At 44.9% G+C, this 18262-nt stretch carries 21 protein-coding genes and 2 other annotated features; all 21 genes read left to right on the top strand.

The window, feature by feature from the left end:
• Positions 1-129 precede the first annotated feature (129 nt).
• Positions 130-591, top strand: coding sequence for a CtsR family transcriptional regulator (locus tag BA724_RS04340; protein ID WP_069937451.1), 462 nt, complete (start codon positions 130-132; stop codon positions 589-591).
• Positions 592-605: 14 nt separating this feature from the next.
• A complete protein-coding gene (mcsA, locus tag BA724_RS04335; protein ID WP_069937450.1) occupies positions 606-1139 on the top strand; it encodes a protein-arginine kinase activator protein McsA in 534 nt (177 codons plus the stop codon).
• The gene (gene mcsB, locus BA724_RS04330; protein WP_069937449.1) at positions 1139-2194 is read left to right on the top strand and encodes a protein-arginine kinase McsB; all 1056 of its coding nucleotides are present in this window, start codon (positions 1139-1141) and stop codon (positions 2192-2194) included. Before mcsA ends, mcsB begins: the two co-directional genes overlap by 1 nt.
• A gap of 18 nt (positions 2195-2212) precedes the next feature.
• Entirely contained in the window at positions 2213-4651 is a 2439-nt protein-coding gene (clpC, locus tag BA724_RS04325) for an ATP-dependent protease ATP-binding subunit ClpC (protein ID WP_069937448.1), read from the top strand.
• Between the two features lie 65 nt (positions 4652-4716).
• Positions 4717-6087 (top strand): DNA repair protein RadA, encoded by a 1371-nt coding sequence (gene radA / locus BA724_RS04320; RefSeq protein ID WP_069937453.1) that lies wholly within the window; start codon positions 4717-4719, stop codon positions 6085-6087.
• Between the two features lie 90 nt (positions 6088-6177).
• Positions 6178-7260: a PIN/TRAM domain-containing protein gene (locus BA724_RS04315; RefSeq protein WP_069937447.1), complete on the top strand. Its 1083-nt coding sequence runs from the start codon at positions 6178-6180 to the stop codon at positions 7258-7260.
• Between the two features lie 23 nt (positions 7261-7283).
• A complete protein-coding gene (gene ispD / locus BA724_RS04310; protein WP_069937446.1) occupies positions 7284-7979 on the top strand; it encodes a 2-C-methyl-D-erythritol 4-phosphate cytidylyltransferase in 696 nt (231 codons plus the stop codon).
• 5 nt (positions 7980-7984) lie between these two features.
• Entirely contained in the window at positions 7985-8467 is a 483-nt protein-coding gene (gene ispF / locus BA724_RS04305) for a 2-C-methyl-D-erythritol 2,4-cyclodiphosphate synthase (RefSeq protein ID WP_069937445.1), read from the top strand.
• 22 nt (positions 8468-8489) lie between these two features.
• Positions 8490-9950, top strand: coding sequence for a glutamate--tRNA ligase (gene gltX, locus BA724_RS04300; RefSeq protein WP_069937444.1), 1461 nt, complete (start codon positions 8490-8492; stop codon positions 9948-9950).
• Between the two features lie 32 nt (positions 9951-9982).
• Positions 9983-10205 (top strand) — a binding site (T-box leader).
• 20 nt (positions 10206-10225) lie between these two features.
• On the top strand, positions 10226-10918 hold the full coding sequence (gene cysE / locus BA724_RS04295) for a serine O-acetyltransferase (RefSeq protein ID WP_083256053.1): 693 nt from the start codon (positions 10226-10228) through the stop codon (positions 10916-10918).
• Positions 10908-12305 (top strand): cysteine--tRNA ligase, encoded by a 1398-nt coding sequence (gene cysS, locus BA724_RS04290; protein ID WP_069937443.1) that lies wholly within the window; start codon positions 10908-10910, stop codon positions 12303-12305. Before cysE ends, cysS begins: the two co-directional genes overlap by 11 nt.
• Positions 12305-12718, top strand: a complete 414-nt coding sequence (locus tag BA724_RS04285; RefSeq protein WP_281181989.1) for a Mini-ribonuclease 3 — start codon at positions 12305-12307, stop codon at positions 12716-12718. The genes cysS and BA724_RS04285 overlap by 1 nt, the downstream gene beginning before the upstream one ends.
• Positions 12715-13464, top strand: coding sequence for a 23S rRNA (guanosine(2251)-2'-O)-methyltransferase RlmB (rlmB, locus tag BA724_RS04280; RefSeq protein WP_069937441.1), 750 nt, complete (start codon positions 12715-12717; stop codon positions 13462-13464). Before BA724_RS04285 ends, rlmB begins: the two co-directional genes overlap by 4 nt.
• A gap of 2 nt (positions 13465-13466) precedes the next feature.
• Entirely contained in the window at positions 13467-13976 is a 510-nt protein-coding gene (locus tag BA724_RS04275) for an NYN domain-containing protein (RefSeq protein WP_069937440.1), read from the top strand.
• Between the two features lie 99 nt (positions 13977-14075).
• Positions 14076-14693 (top strand): RNA polymerase sporulation sigma factor SigH, encoded by a 618-nt coding sequence (sigH, locus tag BA724_RS04270; protein ID WP_069937452.1) that lies wholly within the window; start codon positions 14076-14078, stop codon positions 14691-14693.
• Positions 14694-14756: 63 nt separating this feature from the next.
• Positions 14757-14903 carry a 50S ribosomal protein L33 gene (gene rpmG, locus BA724_RS17815; protein ID WP_083256052.1) on the top strand — a complete coding sequence of 49 codons (147 nt, stop codon included), beginning with the start codon at positions 14757-14759 and terminating at the stop codon, positions 14901-14903.
• Positions 14904-14935: 32 nt separating this feature from the next.
• Positions 14936-15121: a preprotein translocase subunit SecE gene (gene secE, locus BA724_RS04265; protein ID WP_069937439.1), complete on the top strand. Its 186-nt coding sequence runs from the start codon at positions 14936-14938 to the stop codon at positions 15119-15121.
• 315 nt (positions 15122-15436) lie between these two features.
• Entirely contained in the window at positions 15437-15973 is a 537-nt protein-coding gene (gene nusG / locus BA724_RS04260) for a transcription termination/antitermination protein NusG (RefSeq protein ID WP_069937438.1), read from the top strand.
• Between the two features lie 165 nt (positions 15974-16138).
• A complete protein-coding gene (gene rplK, locus BA724_RS04255) occupies positions 16139-16564 on the top strand; it encodes a 50S ribosomal protein L11 (RefSeq protein WP_045851841.1) in 426 nt (141 codons plus the stop codon).
• A gap of 109 nt (positions 16565-16673) precedes the next feature.
• Complete coding sequence (rplA, locus tag BA724_RS04250; RefSeq protein WP_069937437.1) at positions 16674-17378, top strand: 50S ribosomal protein L1; 705 nt, start codon at positions 16674-16676, stop codon at positions 17376-17378.
• 90 nt (positions 17379-17468) lie between these two features.
• Positions 17469-17609: a sequence feature (ribosomal protein L10 leader region), on the top strand.
• Positions 17610-17664: 55 nt separating this feature from the next.
• Positions 17665-18165, top strand: a complete 501-nt coding sequence (gene rplJ / locus BA724_RS04245) for a 50S ribosomal protein L10 (protein WP_045851843.1) — start codon at positions 17665-17667, stop codon at positions 18163-18165.
• The last annotated feature ends 97 nt before the right edge of the window (positions 18166-18262 follow it).

Raw genomic sequence — 18262 nt, 5'->3', positions numbered from 1 at the left:
CTGGCACGACAGGACAACTTGAATATTCAGGTTGTCTTTTTTGTGTTTAAAAGCAAAATCATTGCAAAGAATATATTCTATCCTTTATAATTATCGTCAAATATAGTCAAGGTCAAGGTGGGGAAACCAATGAGAAACGTTTCTGATATTATTGAACAGTATTTGAAACAAGTACTCGAACTTAATGGAAGCGAAATCGTTGAAATTAAAAGAAGCGAAATCGCTGATAAATTTCAATGTGTCCCTTCTCAAATTAACTATGTCATTAATACTCGGTTTACTATCGAACGTGGATATGTAGTCGAAAGCAAAAGGGGCGGCGGTGGCTACATCAGAATTATTAAAGTGACCGTCCATGAACAAAGTGACTTACTGGATCAACTGCTTGGACTTGTCGGCACTGGACTTTCACAAGCCAGCGCGGAAAATTTTGTGTATCGTCTGCTTGAAGAAGAGGTAATTTCCACCCGTGAAGCGAAATTAATGGTAGGAGTAATGGAACGTTCCGTGCTCAATACTGAATTACCCGAACGGGATGAATTGAGAGCAAGAATGATGAAGTCTTTTTTAGCATCACTTAAATATGTGTAAGGCAGGTGGGGAAGTTGATATGTCAAGAATGCCATGAGCGGCCAGCAGCACTCCATTTCACTAAGACGGTGAATGGGGAAATGAGGGAAGTTTATTTGTGTGAGCATTGTGCACAGGAGAAGGGAGAGCATTTATTTAGTGGACATCCCGCTTTTTCTTTAAACAACTTATTGGGAGGACTATTTAATCCGGAGCCACATTTTGCTTCAAACCCTTCGTTTCATCAAAAAGAAATACATTGCGAAAACTGCCATATGACATTCCAGCAATTCCTGCAAAGTGGCAAGTTTGGCTGTGCTCAATGTTACCAATCATTTGATTCAAAGCTGTCATCTATTTTAAAACGCCTCCATGGTGGTAATACTATTCACCATGGAAAGATTCCAGCACGTATGGGCGGTACTCTTCATTTACAAAAAGAGCTCCAGCAATTACGTGAACAGCTTCAGGAAATGATAACAAATGAACATTTTGAACAGGCGGCGAATGTTCGTGATGAAATCCATGCGCTGGAAAAGAAATTGCTGGATGAAGGGGGCGTTCAGTAATGTCTCTTGAACGATTTATAAATCAACAAACAAGTGCCTGGATGAGCGGTACGGGTCCTGACTCGGATGTTGTGCTCAGTACTCGTGTGAGGCTGGCTCGTAATTTAGATAACGTTATGTTTCCAACAATCTTTGCACTGGAAGAAGCCAAAAAAGTGGTGGAACGAATAAACGAAGCCGCTTTTGATAAGTTATCTCTCGAACTTTTAAAAATGGAAGATTTGTCATCGCTTCAAAAAAGAGTCCTGGTGGAAAAACATTTAATCAGCCCCTTTCTAGCGGAAACGTCTCTCTACGGCGCGGCGCTTATTTCAGACCAAGAAGATGTAAGTATTATGGTAAATGAAGAAGACCATGTGCGTATTCAGTGTCTTGCTTCGGGTTTGCAGCTAAAAGAAACGCTGGATAAGGCAAATCGAATTGACGATGTGATTGAACAACAAGTGCAATATGCTTTTGATGAAAAAAAGGGTTATTTAACTGCTTGTCCGACAAATGTGGGCACAGGGCTCCGCGCATCCGTAATGATTCACTTACCCGGTTTAGTGTTGACGCGTCAGATGAACCGGATTATCCCGGCAATTAGTCAATTAGGGCTTGTTGTTAGAGGAATTTACGGGGAAGGAAGCGAAGCTTTAGGTAACATCTTTCAAATTTCAAACCAGTTGACACTGGGTAAATCAGAAGAAGATATTATTAATGATCTTGATAGTATCGTCCATGAGTTAATGTCTCGTGAGCAATCTGCTCGTGATGCATTAATGCAGACGTCCCCTACGCAGCTGGAAGACCGTATTTTTCGGTCTTATGGAATTTTGTCCAACAGCCGTGTTATCGAAACAAGTGAAGCGTTTCAATGTCTGTCAGATGTTAGGTTAGGGATTGATTTGGGGTATATTACTCATATATCGAAAAGCATTTTAAGTGAGTTAATGGTTTTAACACAGCCGGGCTTTCTGCAGCAATATGCAGGCGGGCCGCTTCGGGCGGAAGAGCGGGATATTCGTCGGGCGGCACTAATTCGTGAACGGCTTGAATTTGAAGGAACGAATTGAGATAAGGGGGAAATGGATATGATGTTTGGACGTTTTACAGAGAGAGCACAAAAGGTATTGGCATTAGCGCAGGAAGAAGCGATTCGTCTGGGCCACAATAACATTGGAACAGAACACATCTTACTCGGCCTCGTTCGTGAAGGTGAAGGAATTGCCGCAAAAGCGCTTTATGGTTTAGGTCTTAGCGCGGAAAAGATCCAAGAAGAAGTAGAAGAATTGATTGGAAAAGGTGACGGTGCTTCCAAAACGGTTCATTATACGCCGCGTGCGAAAAAAGTGATTGAGCTTTCAATGGATGAAGCGCGGAAATTAGGTCACTCTTATGTAGGAACAGAGCACATTTTACTTGGTCTTATTCGTGAAGGTGAAGGTGTAGCAGCGCGGGTACTTGGCAATCTCGGTGTCAGTTTGAACAAAGCGCGCCAGCAAGTGCTGCAGCTGCTTGGAAGCAGTGAATCTGGAGGAAGCCAAGGAGGACAGGCATCGAATGTGAGCACACCGACACTTGATGGTCTTGCCCGTGATTTAACGGTCATTGCTCGTGAAGGAAGCCTTGATCCGGTCATTGGCCGCAGTAAAGAAATTCAGCGTGTTATTGAAGTATTAAGCCGCCGCACGAAAAACAATCCTGTTTTAATCGGTGAGCCGGGGGTCGGTAAAACAGCCATTGCTGAAGGTCTGGCCCAACAGATTATTAACAATGAAGTACCGGAGACGCTGCGTAATAAGCGGGTTATGACACTTGATATGGGAACAGTTGTAGCGGGAACAAAATATCGCGGTGAATTTGAAGACCGTCTTAAAAAAGTAATGGATGAAATTCGCCAGGCAGGCAACATTATTTTGTTCATTGATGAACTGCACACATTGATTGGCGCTGGTGGAGCAGAAGGCGCAATTGATGCGTCAAATATTTTAAAACCATCGCTTGCACGCGGAGAGCTGCAGTGCATCGGAGCAACAACACTCGATGAGTACCGGAAATACATTGAAAAAGATGCCGCACTGGAGCGCCGTTTCCAGCCGATTCAAGTGGATGAACCAACGCTTGACGAATCTATTCAAATTTTAAAAGGGCTGCGTGACCGCTACGAAGCGCATCACCGTGTAGCGATTTTAGACGAAGCGATTGAAGCAGCTGTGAAAATGTCCGACCGTTATATTTCTGACCGGTTTCTTCCGGATAAAGCGATCGATTTAATCGATGAAGCGGGTTCAAAAGTTCGTCTTCGCTCCTTTACAACACCGCCGAATTTAAAAGAGCTGGAAGTGAAACTGGAAGCACTGAAGCATGAAAAAGATTCTGCGGTTCAAAGCCAGGAGTTTGAAAAAGCGGCTTCATTGCGTGATGCCGAGCAGAAACTTCGTGAAGAGCTGGAACAAACGAAAAACAGCTGGAAGGAAAAGCAGGGTACAGAAAACAGTGAAGTAACGATGGAAGATATCGCGATGGTTGTCTCAAGCTGGACAGGAATTCCGGTGTCGAAGCTCGCTCAAACGGAAACCGATCGCCTGCTGAACTTGGAGGAAATTCTTCATTCCCGCTTAATTGGCCAGGAAGAGGCAGTCACGTCTATTTCTAAAGCTGTCCGCCGCGCTCGTGCCGGACTCAAAGATCCAAAGCGTCCAATCGGTTCTTTTATTTTCCTCGGACCAACAGGTGTCGGGAAAACAGAACTTGCTAAAGCGCTCGCTGAATCAATGTTTGGTGATGAAGATGCGATGATTCGTATTGATATGTCTGAATACATGGAGAAACATTCAACATCTCGTTTAGTCGGTTCGCCTCCAGGTTATGTAGGCTATGAAGAAGGCGGTCAGCTGACAGAGAAAATCCGCCGCAAGCCGTATTCGGTGGTGCTGCTTGATGAAATTGAAAAAGCGCATCCGGATGTGTTCAACATTTTGCTTCAAGTGCTTGAGGACGGCCGCTTAACAGATTCAAAAGGCCGGACTGTTGACTTCCGCAACACTGTGCTCATTATGACATCAAATGTTGGGGCACAGTCACTGCAAAAAAATAAATATGTTGGCTTTAATATTCAAGACGCAACGCAGGATCATAAAGATATGAAAGGAAAAGTGATGGAAGAATTAAAACGTGCATTCCGTCCAGAATTCCTGAATCGTATCGATGAAATTATCGTGTTCCATGCGCTTGAAAAGAAACATTTGAAAGAAATTGTTACCCTTATGACGGATCAGTTGACAGCACGTTTGAAAGAGCAGGACATTAATGTAGAACTGACAGATAAAGCGAAGGAAAAAATTGCGGATGAAGGATATGATCCGGAATATGGTGCACGTCCATTGCGCCGGGCTCTTCAAAAGCAAGTAGAGGACAGATTGTCAGAAGAGTTACTAAAAGGCAATGTGTTAACCGGACAGCAAGTTGTTGTTGATGTAGATGAAAAAGGAGACTTTATCGTTCGCACAGCAGCTGGATCAGCTTCGTAACGCAATACTAATTATTCGGCGGGTCTATCATGGACCCGCCGTTTTTTATGGAAAGGAGCAGAAATTTGGCTAAAGCAAAAACAAAATTTGTCTGTGGGTCTTGTGGATATGAATCACCAAAATGGATGGGAAAATGCCCAGGCTGCGGTCAATGGAATCAAATGGTTGAAGAAATGGAGATTACCGGAAAACCGAAGCGGACTTTTATGCATTCAGATACCGTCATGGACAAGCCATCCCGGTTGATTGACGTAGAAACGTCCCAGGAACCGAGAGTCGAAACGGACTTAAAAGAATTAAACCGCGTGTTAGGCGGCGGTGTTGTACCTGGCTCACTTGTTTTAATTGGCGGTGATCCAGGAATAGGGAAATCAACCCTTCTTTTGCAAGTTTCTTCCCAGCTTTCTTCAAAAGGAAGCAATGTACTGTACATATCGGGTGAGGAATCGGTTAAGCAAACAAAAATGCGGGCGTCTCGCATGGGGATTAACGATAAGAGTCTTTATATTTATGCGGAAACAAATTTGCAGCTTATTCATTCAGCTATCGAAAACATGAAGCCGGAATTCGTGATCATTGACTCCATTCAAACCGTTCACCATCCGGAAGTAACGTCCGCGCCAGGCAGTGTATCGCAAGTACGTGAATGTACAGCCGAATTAATGCGCATTGCTAAAATGAACAACATTGCTATTTTCATTGTCGGGCATGTGACGAAAGAAGGGGCCATTGCCGGGCCTCGACTGCTTGAGCATATGGTTGATACAGTTCTTTATTTTGAAGGAGAGCGCCATCATACGTATCGTATTTTGCGTGCGGTAAAAAACCGGTTCGGATCAACGAATGAAATGGGTATTTTTGAAATGAAAGAAGCCGGTCTTGAAGAAGTAGCAAATCCATCTGAAATTTTCTTAGAAGAACGGACGAAAGGAACATCCGGTTCTACAGTTGTCGCTTCCATGGAAGGGACAAGGCCGGTGCTTGTGGAAATACAAGCGCTCATTTCGCCAACCGTATTCGGTAATCCAAGGCGGATGGCAACAGGGATTGATCACAACCGGGTCACGCTTATTATGGCTGTACTTGAAAAAAGAGTTGGTCTTCTCCTGCAAAACCAAGATGCTTATTTAAAGGTTGCAGGCGGTGTAAAGCTGGATGAACCGGCGATTGACCTGGCAGTAGCCGTAAGCATTGCGTCCAGCTTTCGGGATGAGCCGACAGGTGCTGCTGATTGTTTGATAGGTGAAGTGGGCCTGACTGGTGAAGTGCGGCGTGTGTCACGCATTGAGCAGCGTGTAAATGAAGCAGCAAAACTTGGCTTTACCCGCGTTATTGTGCCAGCAAATAATATCGGCGGCTGGGCAGCTCCCGCAGGTATAGAGATCATTGGTGTGTCAACGGTGAATGAAGCGCTGAAAACGGTATTTGGCAAATAAGAAAATGAAACTAATCGTATTCGAGTCTCGTATTAATAGCGCGGGGCTCGAAACGTGTTTATAATAAAAAGAATAGGAGGTGAAATAAATATGTTGAAGCGTCTTGTACAGGGTGGGTTCATTATTTTAGGTGGTACGCTTGGCGTATTTCTTCTTTCGGACTTATTTCTTTATTTTCATCTTGATCATCCATTTATAAACAACCCATATGTAACAGCGCTTTTAGGGGCACTCCTTTTCTACCTGCTTACATTTTGGGCGGTAGACTACATCGTGGAGTTTATTAAGTGGATTGAAGATCGGATCGTAAATGCGCCGTTGACAGATATCGTCACTGGTGGACTCGGGTTATTGGTAGGCCTGCTTGTTGCAATGCTGGTCGGCATCCCGCTTTCACAGCTTCAGCTGCCAATCGTCAATACGGTCGTTCCAATTCTTTTGACCATTGGGCTAGGATATCTCGGCTTCCAGTTCGGATTTAAACGCCGTGATGAGCTGACATCTCTTTTTTCATCTAGTAAAGCATCAAAACGGAAAGAAGTTCAGGCAGAAGAAGTATTACCGGCGCCGCCAGCCAAGTCGTTTAAAATCTTGGATACAAGCGTCATTATTGACGGACGGATTGCGGACATCTGTGAGACAGGCTTTTTAGATGGAACGATTGTTATCCCACAATTTGTCCTTGAAGAATTACAGCATATCGCGGATTCTTCTGATACATTAAAGAGAACGAAAGGGCGCCGCGGACTTGATATTTTAAACCGCATGCAAAAAGACGTCCCGATTGATGTGGAAATGACGGAAAAAGATTACGAAGATGTTCACGAAGTAGATTCAAAACTTGTGAAGCTGGCAAAGGATATTGACGGCATCGTCGTGACGAATGACTTTAATTTAAACAAAGTGTGTGAATTTCAAAAAGTGCAGGTGCTCAATATAAACGATCTCGCAAACGCGGTAAAACCGGTCGTCATTCCAGGAGAAGAAATGCACGTGCTAGTAATTAAAGATGGAAAAGAGCAACGCCAGGGCATTGCGTATCTTGATGATGGAACAATGATCGTCGTAGAAGACGGTCGTGATTTTATCGGCAAGCATATTGACGTAATTGTTACAAGCGTTCTGCAGACATCTGCCGGCCGAATGATTTTTGCTAAACCAAAGCATGCATGATGAGAAAGGAAAGGTTTAAACGAATGGATTATTATGTCGTGATTCCGGCTGCCGGAAAAGGGAAGCGCATGAAAGCTGGCATGAATAAAGTGCTGCTTGAGCTTGAAGGACGGCCGCTTATTATTCATACGCTCGCTGTGTTTGAATCGGACACATTCTGTAAAGGAATTGTGTTATCCGTTCATCCTGAGGAACGGATGGAATTTAAGCAGCTTCTAACTGCGCATCAAATTACAAAAGTATGCGCATTGGCTGACGGCGGAAAAGAGCGGCAGCATAGCGTTTACAGCGGCTTAAAAGTACTCCCGCCGGAATCAGACATTGTCCTCGTTCACGATGGGGCAAGGCCGTTTATTACAAAAGAAACGATCACCCTGCTCGTCGAAAGTGCCCGAAATACCGGGGCTGCCATCGCAGCTGTTCCGGTAAAAGACACAATTAAAAAAGCGGAAAGCGGTGCAGTTTCTGAGACGGTGGATCGGGCGAGTCTCTGGTCTGTGCAGACACCGCAAGCTTTTCAAAAAGCAGTTCTCCTTGCCGCACAGCGAAAAGCGGAAGAAGAGAAGTTTTTAGGAACAGACGAATCATCGCTCGTTGAACGGACCGGGTACCCTGTTCAAATTGTCGAAAGTGATTATGATAATATTAAATTGACGACGCCCGAAGATTTATACTTTGCCCGGGCGATTATAGCAAAAAGAAACGAAAGTCAGGTGTGAATAAAATGTTTCGAATTGGACAAGGATTTGATGTACACCAGCTGACAGAAGGGCGGCCGCTTATTATTGGCGGCGTAACCATTCCTCATGAAAAAGGCTTGCTCGGCCACTCGGATGCTGATGTGCTCCTTCATACTGTAGCGGATGCCTGTCTCGGTGCTATTGGAGAAGGTGATATCGGCCGTCACTTTCCGGATACAGACGAAGCGTTTAAAGACGCGGATTCTGCGAAGCTGCTTGAGCATGTTTGGCAGCTCGTAAAAGAAAAAGGCTATGAGCTTGGTAATATTGACTGTACGATCATTGCCCAAAAGCCGAAAATGGCGCCTTACATTGGCGCGATGCAAGAACGAATTGCCCAGCTGCTTGAAGCACAAACAGATCAGGTAAATGTAAAAGCAACAACAACAGAAAAACTTGGATTCCCGGGACGGGGCGAAGGGATTGCTTCGCAGGCCGCCGTCCTATTAGTAAAAAAACAAAGGTAAAAAAGCATCGGAGGAAAAAGCTATGACAAATAACGTGCGTGTTCGTTACGCGCCGAGCCCGACTGGTCATTTACATATTGGGAACGCGCGGACGGCGCTTTTTAATTATTTATATGCTCGTAATCTTGGCGGAACATTCATTATCCGTATTGAAGATACAGACCAAAAGAGAAATATTGAAGGCGGCGAACAAAGCCAGCTGGACTATTTAAAATGGCTTGGCGTTGATTGGGATGAAGGACCCGATGTTGGCGGTGAGTATGGACCATACCGCCAATCAGAGCGTAACGATTTATATAAAAAATATTACGAACAGCTTTTAAAAGAAGGCAAAGCGTATAAATGTTACTGTACAGCGGAAGAGCTTGAAGCAGAGCGTGAGGCGCAGCAAGACCGAAACGAGATTGCGGGTTACTCCGGGAAATGTCGACATTTGACGAATGAAGAGCAAGCCGCCTTAGAAGCCGAAGGACGTCGTCCAAGCATCCGTTTCCTCGTTCCGTCAAGTGAAACCATTTCTTTTAATGATATAGTTAAAGGGGACGTATCCTTCGACTCTGATGGCATCGGCGGCGATTTTGTCATTGTAAAGCAGGATGGGACGCCGACCTACAACTTCGCGGTAGCTGTGGATGACCACTTAATGAAGATGACCCACGTTCTTCGCGGCGATGATCATATTTCCAATACACCAAAGCAGCTGCTTATTTATAAAGCGCTGGGCTTTGAACCGCCAGTATTCGGCCATATGACGTTGATTGTCAATGAAAGCCGGAAGAAATTAAGCAAGCGTGACGAGTCGATTATTCAATTTATCGAACAATATAAAGAACTCGGTTATTTGCCGGAAGCACTCTTGAATTTCATTACGCTGCTCGGCTGGTCACCGAAAGAAGAAGAAGAAATGTATACGAAAGAACAGTTTATCGAACAGTTTGACGCGGATCGTTTATCAAAATCACCAGCATTTTTTGATAAACAAAAGCTTCTTTGGATGAACAATCAGTACATGAAAGAGCAGTCAGTGGAACGGGTTGTTGAGCTTGCCCGCCCACATCTTGTAAAAGCGGGCTTGATTGAAGATTCTCTTTCCCCAGAACAGGAAGAATGGGTGACAAACTTAATCGCGCTGTACCAGGAAAAAATGAGCTATGGTGCGGAAATTGTCGAATTGGCAGACCTTTTCTTTAAAGAAGACCTTTCTTACGAAGACGAAGCAAAAGGCGTTTTGGCAGAAGAACAAGTACCGGAAGTGCTTCGGGCTTTTGCGGACAAAGCGGCTGCCCTTGATCCGTTTGAAGCAGACGGTGTGAAGAAAGCGATGAAAGACGTGCAAAAAGAGACCGGGCATAAAGGGAAAAAGTTATTTATGCCGATTCGAGCTGCAGTCACCGGACAAACGCATGGACCGGATCTTCCAAAAGCGATCGAACTGCTGGGCCGGGAAAAAGTGCTGCAAAGACTAAATAACATTCTTGATTAAACGTCTTTCCTGTATATAATAGAGTATATATTCAAAAAACGTTGAAGAGGAAAAGTAAGCGGCAGATGCCTTTCAGAGAGAACCGCCATGGCTGCGAGCGGTTTAGGCCTCTCTGTCCGCAGAAATGCCCCTCTGAGTCTGCGGCTGAACAAAAGTAAGCGGCGGCGGGTACATTCCGTTATCAATTTGGAGTTGGGAAGATGGCACTGCCATTTTTCAAACAGAGTGGAACCGCGTGTACAAAACGTCTCTGTCTATCAGAGGCGTTTTTTTATATGTCTGAAAAAGGGTTTGAGAGGAGTGGCAAGGAAATGTTTAAGGTGTTAAAGCAAGATATTGATACAATTTTTGAGCAGGACCCGGCGGCGAGAAGCTATCTGGAGGTAATTTTAACGTATTCAGGTCTGCACGCTATTTGGTCGCACCGGCTTGCACACGGATTTTACAAACGGAAATTTTATTTTATTGCCCGGGTCATTTCACAGATCAGCCGCTTTTTTACGGGCATTGAAATTCATCCAGGCGCCCGGATTGGCCGCGGCCTTTTTATTGACCACGGTATGGGTGTTGTAATTGGAGAAACTTGTGAGATTGGCGATAATGTAACGCTGTATCAAGGGGTCACGCTTGGCGGGACCGGTAAAGAAAAAGGAAAACGACATCCGACTGTTCTTGATGGGGCATTAATTGCAACGGGTGCTAAAGTGCTCGGTTCCATTACCGTTGGAGAATGTGCACGAATTGGTGCTGGGTCGGTTGTTTTAAAAGACGTGCCGCCGAATTCAACAGTCGTTGGCATCCCAGGACGAATTGTTGTGCAAAATGGAAAAAAGGTAGAGCCAACCGTGAAAGACTTGAACCACAGCAACATGCCCGACCCGGTAGCTGACCGCTTGAAAAGCCTGGAAGCAGAAATTGTTCGTTTAAAAGAAGAAATCAAGAGAGGGGAACATACGAATGTCCGTTAAATTGTACAATACGCTGACGCGCAGTAAAGAAGAATTTGTCCCAATGGAAAAGGGGAAAGTAAAAATGTATGTGTGTGGACCAACCGTTTACAATTACATTCATATCGGCAACGCGCGGCCGGCGATCGTGTTTGACACGGTACGCCGGCATCTTCAATACCGTGGATATGAGGTCACATACGTATCAAATTTTACGGATGTGGACGACAAGCTGATCCGGGCAGCAAATGAACTTGGGGAAGAAGTTCCCGCTGTTGCAGAACGATTCATCAATGCGTATTTTGAAGACACGCATGCGCTCGGCTGCCAAAAAGCAGACGTACATCCGCGCGTAACAGAAAACATTGAGCTGATCGTTGATTTTATTTCAGAACTGGTCAACAAAGGATTTGCATATGAGTCTGGCGGCGACGTGTATTACCGGACACGTAAATTTGACGGCTATGGCAAGCTGTCCCATCAATCGATTGACGAATTAAAAGTTGGTGCCCGCATTGGCGCTGGCGAGAAAAAAGACGATGCGCTTGATTTTGTTTTATGGAAAGCAGCAAAAGAAGGAGAAATATCATGGAACAGCCCGTGGGGGGAAGGGCGCCCAGGCTGGCACATTGAGTGCTCTGCAATGGCGCGCAAATATCTCGGTGATTCCATCGATATTCATGCCGGCGGCCAGGACCTCACATTCCCGCATCATGAAAACGAAATTGCCCAATCAGAAGCATTGACAGGCAAACCGTTTGCCCGCTACTGGCTGCACAATGGGTATATTAATATTGATAATGAAAAAATGTCGAAATCACTGGGCAACTTTGTCCTTGTGCATGACATTATTAAAGAAATTGATCCGCAGGTACTCCGCTTTTTCATGCTGTCTGTTCACTACCGCAATCCAGTCAACTACAACAAAGACTTGCTGGACAGCGCAGCTGCGTCGCTTGACCGGTTGAAAATTGCCTATAAAAACCTAAAGCATCGGAAAGAATCAAGCACCAATTTAACAGAGCATGACGATCAGTGGGTCGGAAAAGTGGATAGCCACCATGTTCGTTTCTTACAAGAAATGGATGATGATTTTAACACGGCCAATGCCATTTCCGTCCTATTTGATTTATCAAAAGATGCGAATGTATATTTGCTCCAAGCGCATACATCAGCTGTCGTTATTGATGCCTTTTTGTCGAAATTTGAAGATATGTTTTTCGTACTCGGTCTGCAGGTGCAGCAGGAAGAATTGCTTGATGAAGAAATTGAAGCGTTGATTGAACAGCGAAACGAGGCGCGTAAAAATCGGGATTTTTCCCGCGCTGACAGCATTCGTGATCAGCTGAAGGACTTAAATATTATCCTTGAAGATACAGCGCAAGGAATTCGGTGGAGACGCGGATGATGAAGCAGCTAGCAGAGCCGTTAAAAGACGCAAGACAGCTGAATGGGCTGGCTCTTGCGTATATGGGGGATGCTGTATACGAAGTATATATACGCAAATTTTTGCTGGAATCGGGCCGGCTAAAACCGAATGACCTGCACCGGGCTTCGACGAAATTTGTATCAGCGAAAGCGCAGGCGGCTCAGCTTCACCGCTTGCGCGAGAATAATTTTTTAACCGAAGAAGAAATAACTGTAGCAAAGCGCGGCCGCAATGCAAAGTCAGGTCATATTCCGAAAAACACAGATGTGCAGACATACAATCACAGTACCGCATTTGAAGCGGTCATCGGTTTTTTATTTTTGACTGGCCAGCTTGAACGAATGGAAGCCATCATATACGACATCTTAGAGAATGGAGGGACGAGCGGATGACACAGGAACAGGAATGGATCGGGGGCCGAAACCCCGTCATGGAAGCGCTGCGTGCCGGACGCGATATTAATAAGCTATGGGTGCAGGAAGGTGCGCAAAAAGGATCGATTCAGCAAATTTTAACGAAAGCAAAAGAGCTGGGCATTCCAGTACAAATAGTGCCGAAGCGAAAAATCGAGCAAATGGTGCCGGAAAATCATCAAGGAGTTGCAGCATCAGTGGCAGCGTATCAATATGCCGAATTGGATGACTTGTTTATGAAAGCAGAAGAGAGCGGACAGCCGCCATTTTTTCTTTTGCTGGATGAACTGGAAGATCCGCATAATCTCGGTTCGATTATGCGGACAGCTGACGCTGTGAGTGCACACGGCATTATTATTCCGAAGCGCCGGTCGGTCAGCTTAACCGCAACAGCCGCAAAAGCGTCAACAGGTGCGATTGAATATATTCCGGTGGCGCGTGTGACGAATCTTGCCCGCACGATAGAAGAACTAAAAGAACGCGGTGTTTGGATTGCAGGAACGGATGCAACAGGCGCGGAAGATTATCGTCGTTTTGACGGGACAATGCCGCTTTGTCTTGTTATTGGAAGCGAAGGCCGCGGCATAAGCCGTCTCGTCAAAGAAAAATGTGATTTTCTCATTCAGCTGCCGATGAGCGGCCACGTTACGTCACTCAATGCTTCAGTTGCGGCATCGCTGCTCATGTATGAGGTGTACCGGAAGCGTCATCCGCTGGAGAACTGACGATGGATATTCTCCTTGTCGACGGCTATAACATGATTGGTGCTTGGCCTGAGCTTCGCCGGCTAAAAGATACAGACTTTGCCGGCGCCCGCGACCGCCTTGTCACCCTAATGGCAGAGTATCAAGGTGTGCATGGATGCCGTGTGATCATTGTGTTTGATGCGCATTTCGTTAAAGGAACAGAAAAAAAATACCGTGATGCTAAAGTAGAGGTTATTTTCACGCGCGAAAATGAAACAGCGGATGAGCGGATTGAAAAAATGGCCATTGAATTAAATAACGTACGTGACCAGGTAACAGTGGCTACATCTGACTATACAGAGCAATGGGCTGTGTTTGGACAAGGGGCTCTCCGCATCTCGGCTCGGGAACTTTTAACAGAGTTGTCCATTACACAAAAAGCGATTCAAAAAAACCTTGGCGAGATCAGTGAGGTCAAGCCGCATGCAAGAATTCCGCTCAGCAAGGAAACTGCTGAAACATTTGAAAAGTGGCGCAGAGGAAAAAAATGAAAGATTGACGAAGAAAAAAATGGTACTGTATACTAATCTTAGATAAGATTGACAGGCGGAGGGGGATGTGTAGGCGTGAACCGTTTATTAAGTGCAGAGATGGATATGTGTAGTGATGAACAACTAGTGGAGCTTGTGCACAACGGAAATAGCGAAGCCCTCGATTTTGTCATTCATAAATACAGGAATTTTGTCAGGGCAAAAGCCCGTTCCTATTTTCTAATTGGAGCCGATAAAGAAGACATTGTGCAAGAAGGCATGATCGGGTTGTATAAAGCTGTCCGCGATTATAAAGGGGACAAGCTTAGCACGTTTCGGGCTTTTGCCGAACTGTGCATTACCCGGCAGATTATTACCGCCATTAAAACGGCCACCCGCCAGAAACATATCCCGCTTAATTCCTATGTATCACTCGATAAACCGATTTATGACGAAGAATCGGATCGGACGCTTATGGATGTGCTGACAGGAACAAAAGCGAGCGACCCACAGGAATTAATTATTAACCGCGAGCAATTTTCAAGCATTGAAGGAAAAGTGAACGAGCTTTTAAGTGATTTAGAGCGGCGGGTGCTTGCTCTTTACCTCGACGGCCGTTCGTATCAGGAAATTTCACAACAGTTGAACCGTCATGTGAAATCAATCGATAATGCCCTGCAGCGAGTAAAGCGGAAACTGGAACGGTATTTGGAATTTAAAGAAATCACCATTCAGTGAAAACTTGACGAAAGACCGCTTTCAATGATACGTTTTAAGAATTGAAATGGTAAGGTGATAAATATGGCGAAAAAAGTGCCTCTTGCGTGTTCTATATGCGGATCACGCAATTACTCGACGACGGTGAATATAACCAGCGGCGAGCGCCTTGAAATAAAAAAATTTTGCGGTGTCTGCAATCAGCATACTGTGCATAAACAGACGAAATGACACCGGCGCATTTCTTTTGGAGGTTTCAGCAAATGTCACGCATCACGCAGTTTTTCCGTAACGTGCGTTCTGAATTGGCCAAGGTCAGCTGGCCGAAACGAAAAGAGCTTACGACATATACGATTACCGTCATTTCGACAGTAGTTTTTCTTGCTCTTTTTTTCTCGGTCGTCGATCTCGGGATTTCGACGCTCGTCCGCTGGGTTTTAGAAATGTAACAGCTGTCTAAAAAATTACTTGAATACACAGTGTTTTTTCCGTGGTATAATGGATAATATGATTGGAATGACGCATCTTGTGTCAGCGCCTTTATGACCCGCATCATGCGGACCTGAAAAGCCCGTTTAACGGGTTTTTTCATTTGGTTCAAATTTACTTTTGTCTAGCTTCAAGCACCATCAGCGATAAACATAAGCGGAGCCTTCTGGAGGCATAAAACGCCTCCGTCAGTGCCCATCTTATGCTTGTCGCTGATAAACAGGCGCCTTGCGCTTTTCATCTTAAAAAGGAGGGAAGGACACAAGTCCCTTTCTATGGAAAAAAATTGGTATGTTGTTCACACGTATTCAGGGTATGAGAATAAAGTAAAAGCAAATTTAGAAAAACGCGTCGAGTCAATGGCAATGCAGGATAAAATTTTTCGTGTCATCGTACCAGAGGAAGAAGAACGCGATGTTAAAAACGGAAAAGAAAAAATTACGAAACGAAAAGTGTTTCCTGGTTACGTCCTTGTTGAAATCGTTATGACGGATGATTCATGGTATGTTGTCCGAAATACACCGGGCGTCACAGGTTTTGTAGGCTCAGCTGGTCACGGCTCTAAGCCAACTCCGCTTCTTCCGGATGAAGTAACATCCATTCTAAAACAGATGGGAATGGAAGATCGCCGTCATGATGCGGACTATGAGCTTGGTGAAACCGTTGTCGTGAAAGACGGTCCATTTGCAGATTTTGAAGGCGTTGTAGAAGAAATTGATCAGGATAAAGGCAAGCTGAAAGTGCTCGTCAATATGTTTGGCCGTGAAACGCCGGTTGAACTTGATTTTGATCAAGTGAATAAATTATCCTGAAAAATGGGTTGAAATCTTGCGTGGAAAGTGATACTATTTTTTAGGTCAGTATGTCTTGTACTGCCTAAGACTCATTTTATAATCATCTTTATCTAAATAAAGATAGACAGAGTGGGAGGGGCAAAGCCCCATGTACCACATCACGGACTTAAGGAGGTGTGTCTCGTGGCTAAAAAAGTAATTAAAGTCGTAAAACTGCAAATTCCTGCAGGTAAAGCAAACCCTGCGCCGCCGGTTGGTCCGGCACTCGGTCAAGCTGGTGTTAACATCATGGGATTCTGTAAAGAATTCAATGCGCGCACAGCAGATCAAGCAGGATTGATCATTCCGGTTGAAATTTCGGTTTTTGAAGACCGTTCATTTACATTCATCACAAAAACTCCGCCTGCAGCTGTTCTATTGAAAAAAGCGGCTGGTATCGAATCAGGATCTGGAGAACCGAACCGCAACAAAGTTGCAACGGTTAAGCGTGATAAAGTGCGTGAAATTGCTGAAACAAAAATGCCTGATCTAAACGCAGCAGACGTTGAAGCGGCTATGCGTATGGTTGAAGGTACTGCCCGCAGCATGGGTATTGTGATCGAAGACTAATCAGTTGTCTGTTTTTTTGGAGGTTGCGATTGAAGTAGGGATACTTTACTCGCAGCCTTTATTCGTGGGAGGTAAATTCCGCTAAAACCACATAAGGAGGAAACAAAACATGGCTAAACAAGGTAAAAAGTTTCAAGATGCGGCGAAACTCGTTGACCGCACGAAACAATATTCAGTAGAAGAAGCAATCGAACTTGTAAAACAAACAAGCACGGTGAAATTTGATGCAACAGTTGAGGCGGCATTCCGTCTTGGCGTTGACCCGAAAAAAGCGGATCAACAAATCCGCGGTGCGCTTGTTCTTCCAAATGGAACAGGTAAAACACAACGCGTTCTTGTATTTGCAAAAGGCGAAAAAGCAAAAGAAGCAGAAGCTGCGGGTGCAGACCACGTAGGCGACAGCGACTTCATTAACAAAATCCAACAAGGCTGGTTTGAATTTGATGTAATCGTGGCAACACCTGACATGATGGGTGAAGTTGGTAAATTAGGTCGTGTTCTCGGACCAAAAGGCTTGATGCCGAACCCGAAAACAGGAACAGTTACATTCGACGTTACAAAAGCCATTCAAGAAATCAAAGCAGGTAAAGTGGAATACCGTGTTGATAAAGCCGGTAACGTTCACGTGCCAGTTGGTAAAGTTTCATTTGAAAGCAGCAAGCTGATCGAAAACTTTACAGCGATTTTTGATACAATGATGAAAGTAAAGCCTTCTGCAGCAAAAGGCGTTTACATGAAAAACATTGCTATTACGTCAACAATGGGTCCTGGCGTAAAAGTAGATGCTTCATCTTTCACAGCAGTTAAAAACTAAGTTGACAACGTGAGGGTTTTCTGTTAAAGTAAAATCTGTTGGGCTCACAAACGTGAGTTATAAGAACATTATGTTCTTGATCCACTTAACCACATATGTACATTTGTACCGAAGACAGCAGGGGCTCTACGCTTAATCATCCTGCCGAGGACTAACGAGATAGATTATGCGGCTTTTTCCGCTTTTCGTGCCTCCGTGTCTTTCGGGATACGGAGGCCTTTTTACGTCTGATGGTATCAAATGATGAGCGGTTCCGCTCGTACAAATATTACAGGAGGTGTAGCAGATGAGCAGCGTTATCGAGAAAAAGCAAGCACTTGTTGGTGAAATCGCCGACAAACTAAAAAACAGCCCATCGACAGTTATCGTTGACTACCGCGGACTTTCCGTGGCACAAGTAACGGAACTTCGTAAGCAGCTTCGTGAAGCAGGCGTTGAGTTCAAAGTATACAAAAATACAATGACTCGCCGTGCAGCTGAGCAGGCAGGCATTGAAGGACTTCAAGAGTTTCTTACAGGTCCAAACGCAATCGCGTTCGGTGCTGAGGATGTTGTCGCTCCAGCGAAGATTTTGAATGAATTCGCGAAGAAAAATGACGCACTTGAAATCAAAGCGGGTGTTCTTGAAGGCAACTTCGTATCTGTTGAGGAAGTTAAAGCACTTGCAGAACTTCCATCACGCGAAGGACTTCTTTCTATGGTACTCAGCGTTCTTCAAGCGCCAATCCGCAACTTCGCTCTTGCAGCGAAAGCAGTGGCCGACCAAAAAGAAGAGCAAGGCGCATAAAAAAGTGCAAGAGGCCGTTTAGATGCGGCAAGCATAGGATGGCTGATGGAAGCGGCCTGAGCCGCTGGATTCGGACAGCCTATGACCTTGAGCATCT

This window comes from Domibacillus iocasae, assembly GCF_001750285.1.
GTDB classification, from domain to species: Bacteria; Bacillota; Bacilli; order Bacillales; family Domibacillaceae; genus Domibacillus; species Domibacillus iocasae.
The sequence above is the reverse complement of the archived record's forward strand: the minus strand, read 5'-3'. Positions and strand labels throughout refer to the sequence as shown.

What these genes read in the sequence shown, in the direction of transcription:
- BA724_RS04340 (WP_069937451.1), top strand. Translation starts at nt 130, where the DNA reads ATGAGAAACGTTTCTGATATTATTGAACAGTATTTGAAACAAGTACTC.
- mcsB (WP_069937449.1), top strand. Translation starts at nt 1,139, where the DNA reads ATGTCTCTTGAACGATTTATAAATCAACAAACAAGTGCCTGGATGAGC.
- clpC (WP_069937448.1), top strand. Translation starts at nt 2,213, where the DNA reads ATGATGTTTGGACGTTTTACAGAGAGAGCACAAAAGGTATTGGCATTA.
- BA724_RS04315 (WP_069937447.1), top strand. Translation starts at nt 6,178, where the DNA reads ATGTTGAAGCGTCTTGTACAGGGTGGGTTCATTATTTTAGGTGGTACG.
- ispD (WP_069937446.1), top strand. Translation starts at nt 7,284, where the DNA reads ATGGATTATTATGTCGTGATTCCGGCTGCCGGAAAAGGGAAGCGCATG.
- ispF (WP_069937445.1), top strand. Translation starts at nt 7,985, where the DNA reads ATGTTTCGAATTGGACAAGGATTTGATGTACACCAGCTGACAGAAGGG.
- gltX (WP_069937444.1), top strand. Translation starts at nt 8,490, where the DNA reads ATGACAAATAACGTGCGTGTTCGTTACGCGCCGAGCCCGACTGGTCAT.
- cysE (WP_083256053.1), top strand. Translation starts at nt 10,226, where the DNA reads ATGTCTGAAAAAGGGTTTGAGAGGAGTGGCAAGGAAATGTTTAAGGTG.
- cysS (WP_069937443.1), top strand. Translation starts at nt 10,908, where the DNA reads ATGTCCGTTAAATTGTACAATACGCTGACGCGCAGTAAAGAAGAATTT.
- BA724_RS04285 (WP_281181989.1), top strand. Translation starts at nt 12,305, where the DNA reads ATGAAGCAGCTAGCAGAGCCGTTAAAAGACGCAAGACAGCTGAATGGG.
- rlmB (WP_069937441.1), top strand. Translation starts at nt 12,715, where the DNA reads ATGACACAGGAACAGGAATGGATCGGGGGCCGAAACCCCGTCATGGAA.
- BA724_RS04275 (WP_069937440.1), top strand. Translation starts at nt 13,467, where the DNA reads ATGGATATTCTCCTTGTCGACGGCTATAACATGATTGGTGCTTGGCCT.
- sigH (WP_069937452.1), top strand. Translation starts at nt 14,076, where the DNA reads ATGGATATGTGTAGTGATGAACAACTAGTGGAGCTTGTGCACAACGGA.
- rpmG (WP_083256052.1), top strand. Translation starts at nt 14,757, where the DNA reads ATGGCGAAAAAAGTGCCTCTTGCGTGTTCTATATGCGGATCACGCAAT.
- secE (WP_069937439.1), top strand. Translation starts at nt 14,936, where the DNA reads ATGTCACGCATCACGCAGTTTTTCCGTAACGTGCGTTCTGAATTGGCC.
- nusG (WP_069937438.1), top strand. Translation starts at nt 15,437, where the DNA reads ATGGAAAAAAATTGGTATGTTGTTCACACGTATTCAGGGTATGAGAAT.
- rplA (WP_069937437.1), top strand. Translation starts at nt 16,674, where the DNA reads ATGGCTAAACAAGGTAAAAAGTTTCAAGATGCGGCGAAACTCGTTGAC.
- rplJ (WP_045851843.1), top strand. Translation starts at nt 17,665, where the DNA reads ATGAGCAGCGTTATCGAGAAAAAGCAAGCACTTGTTGGTGAAATCGCC.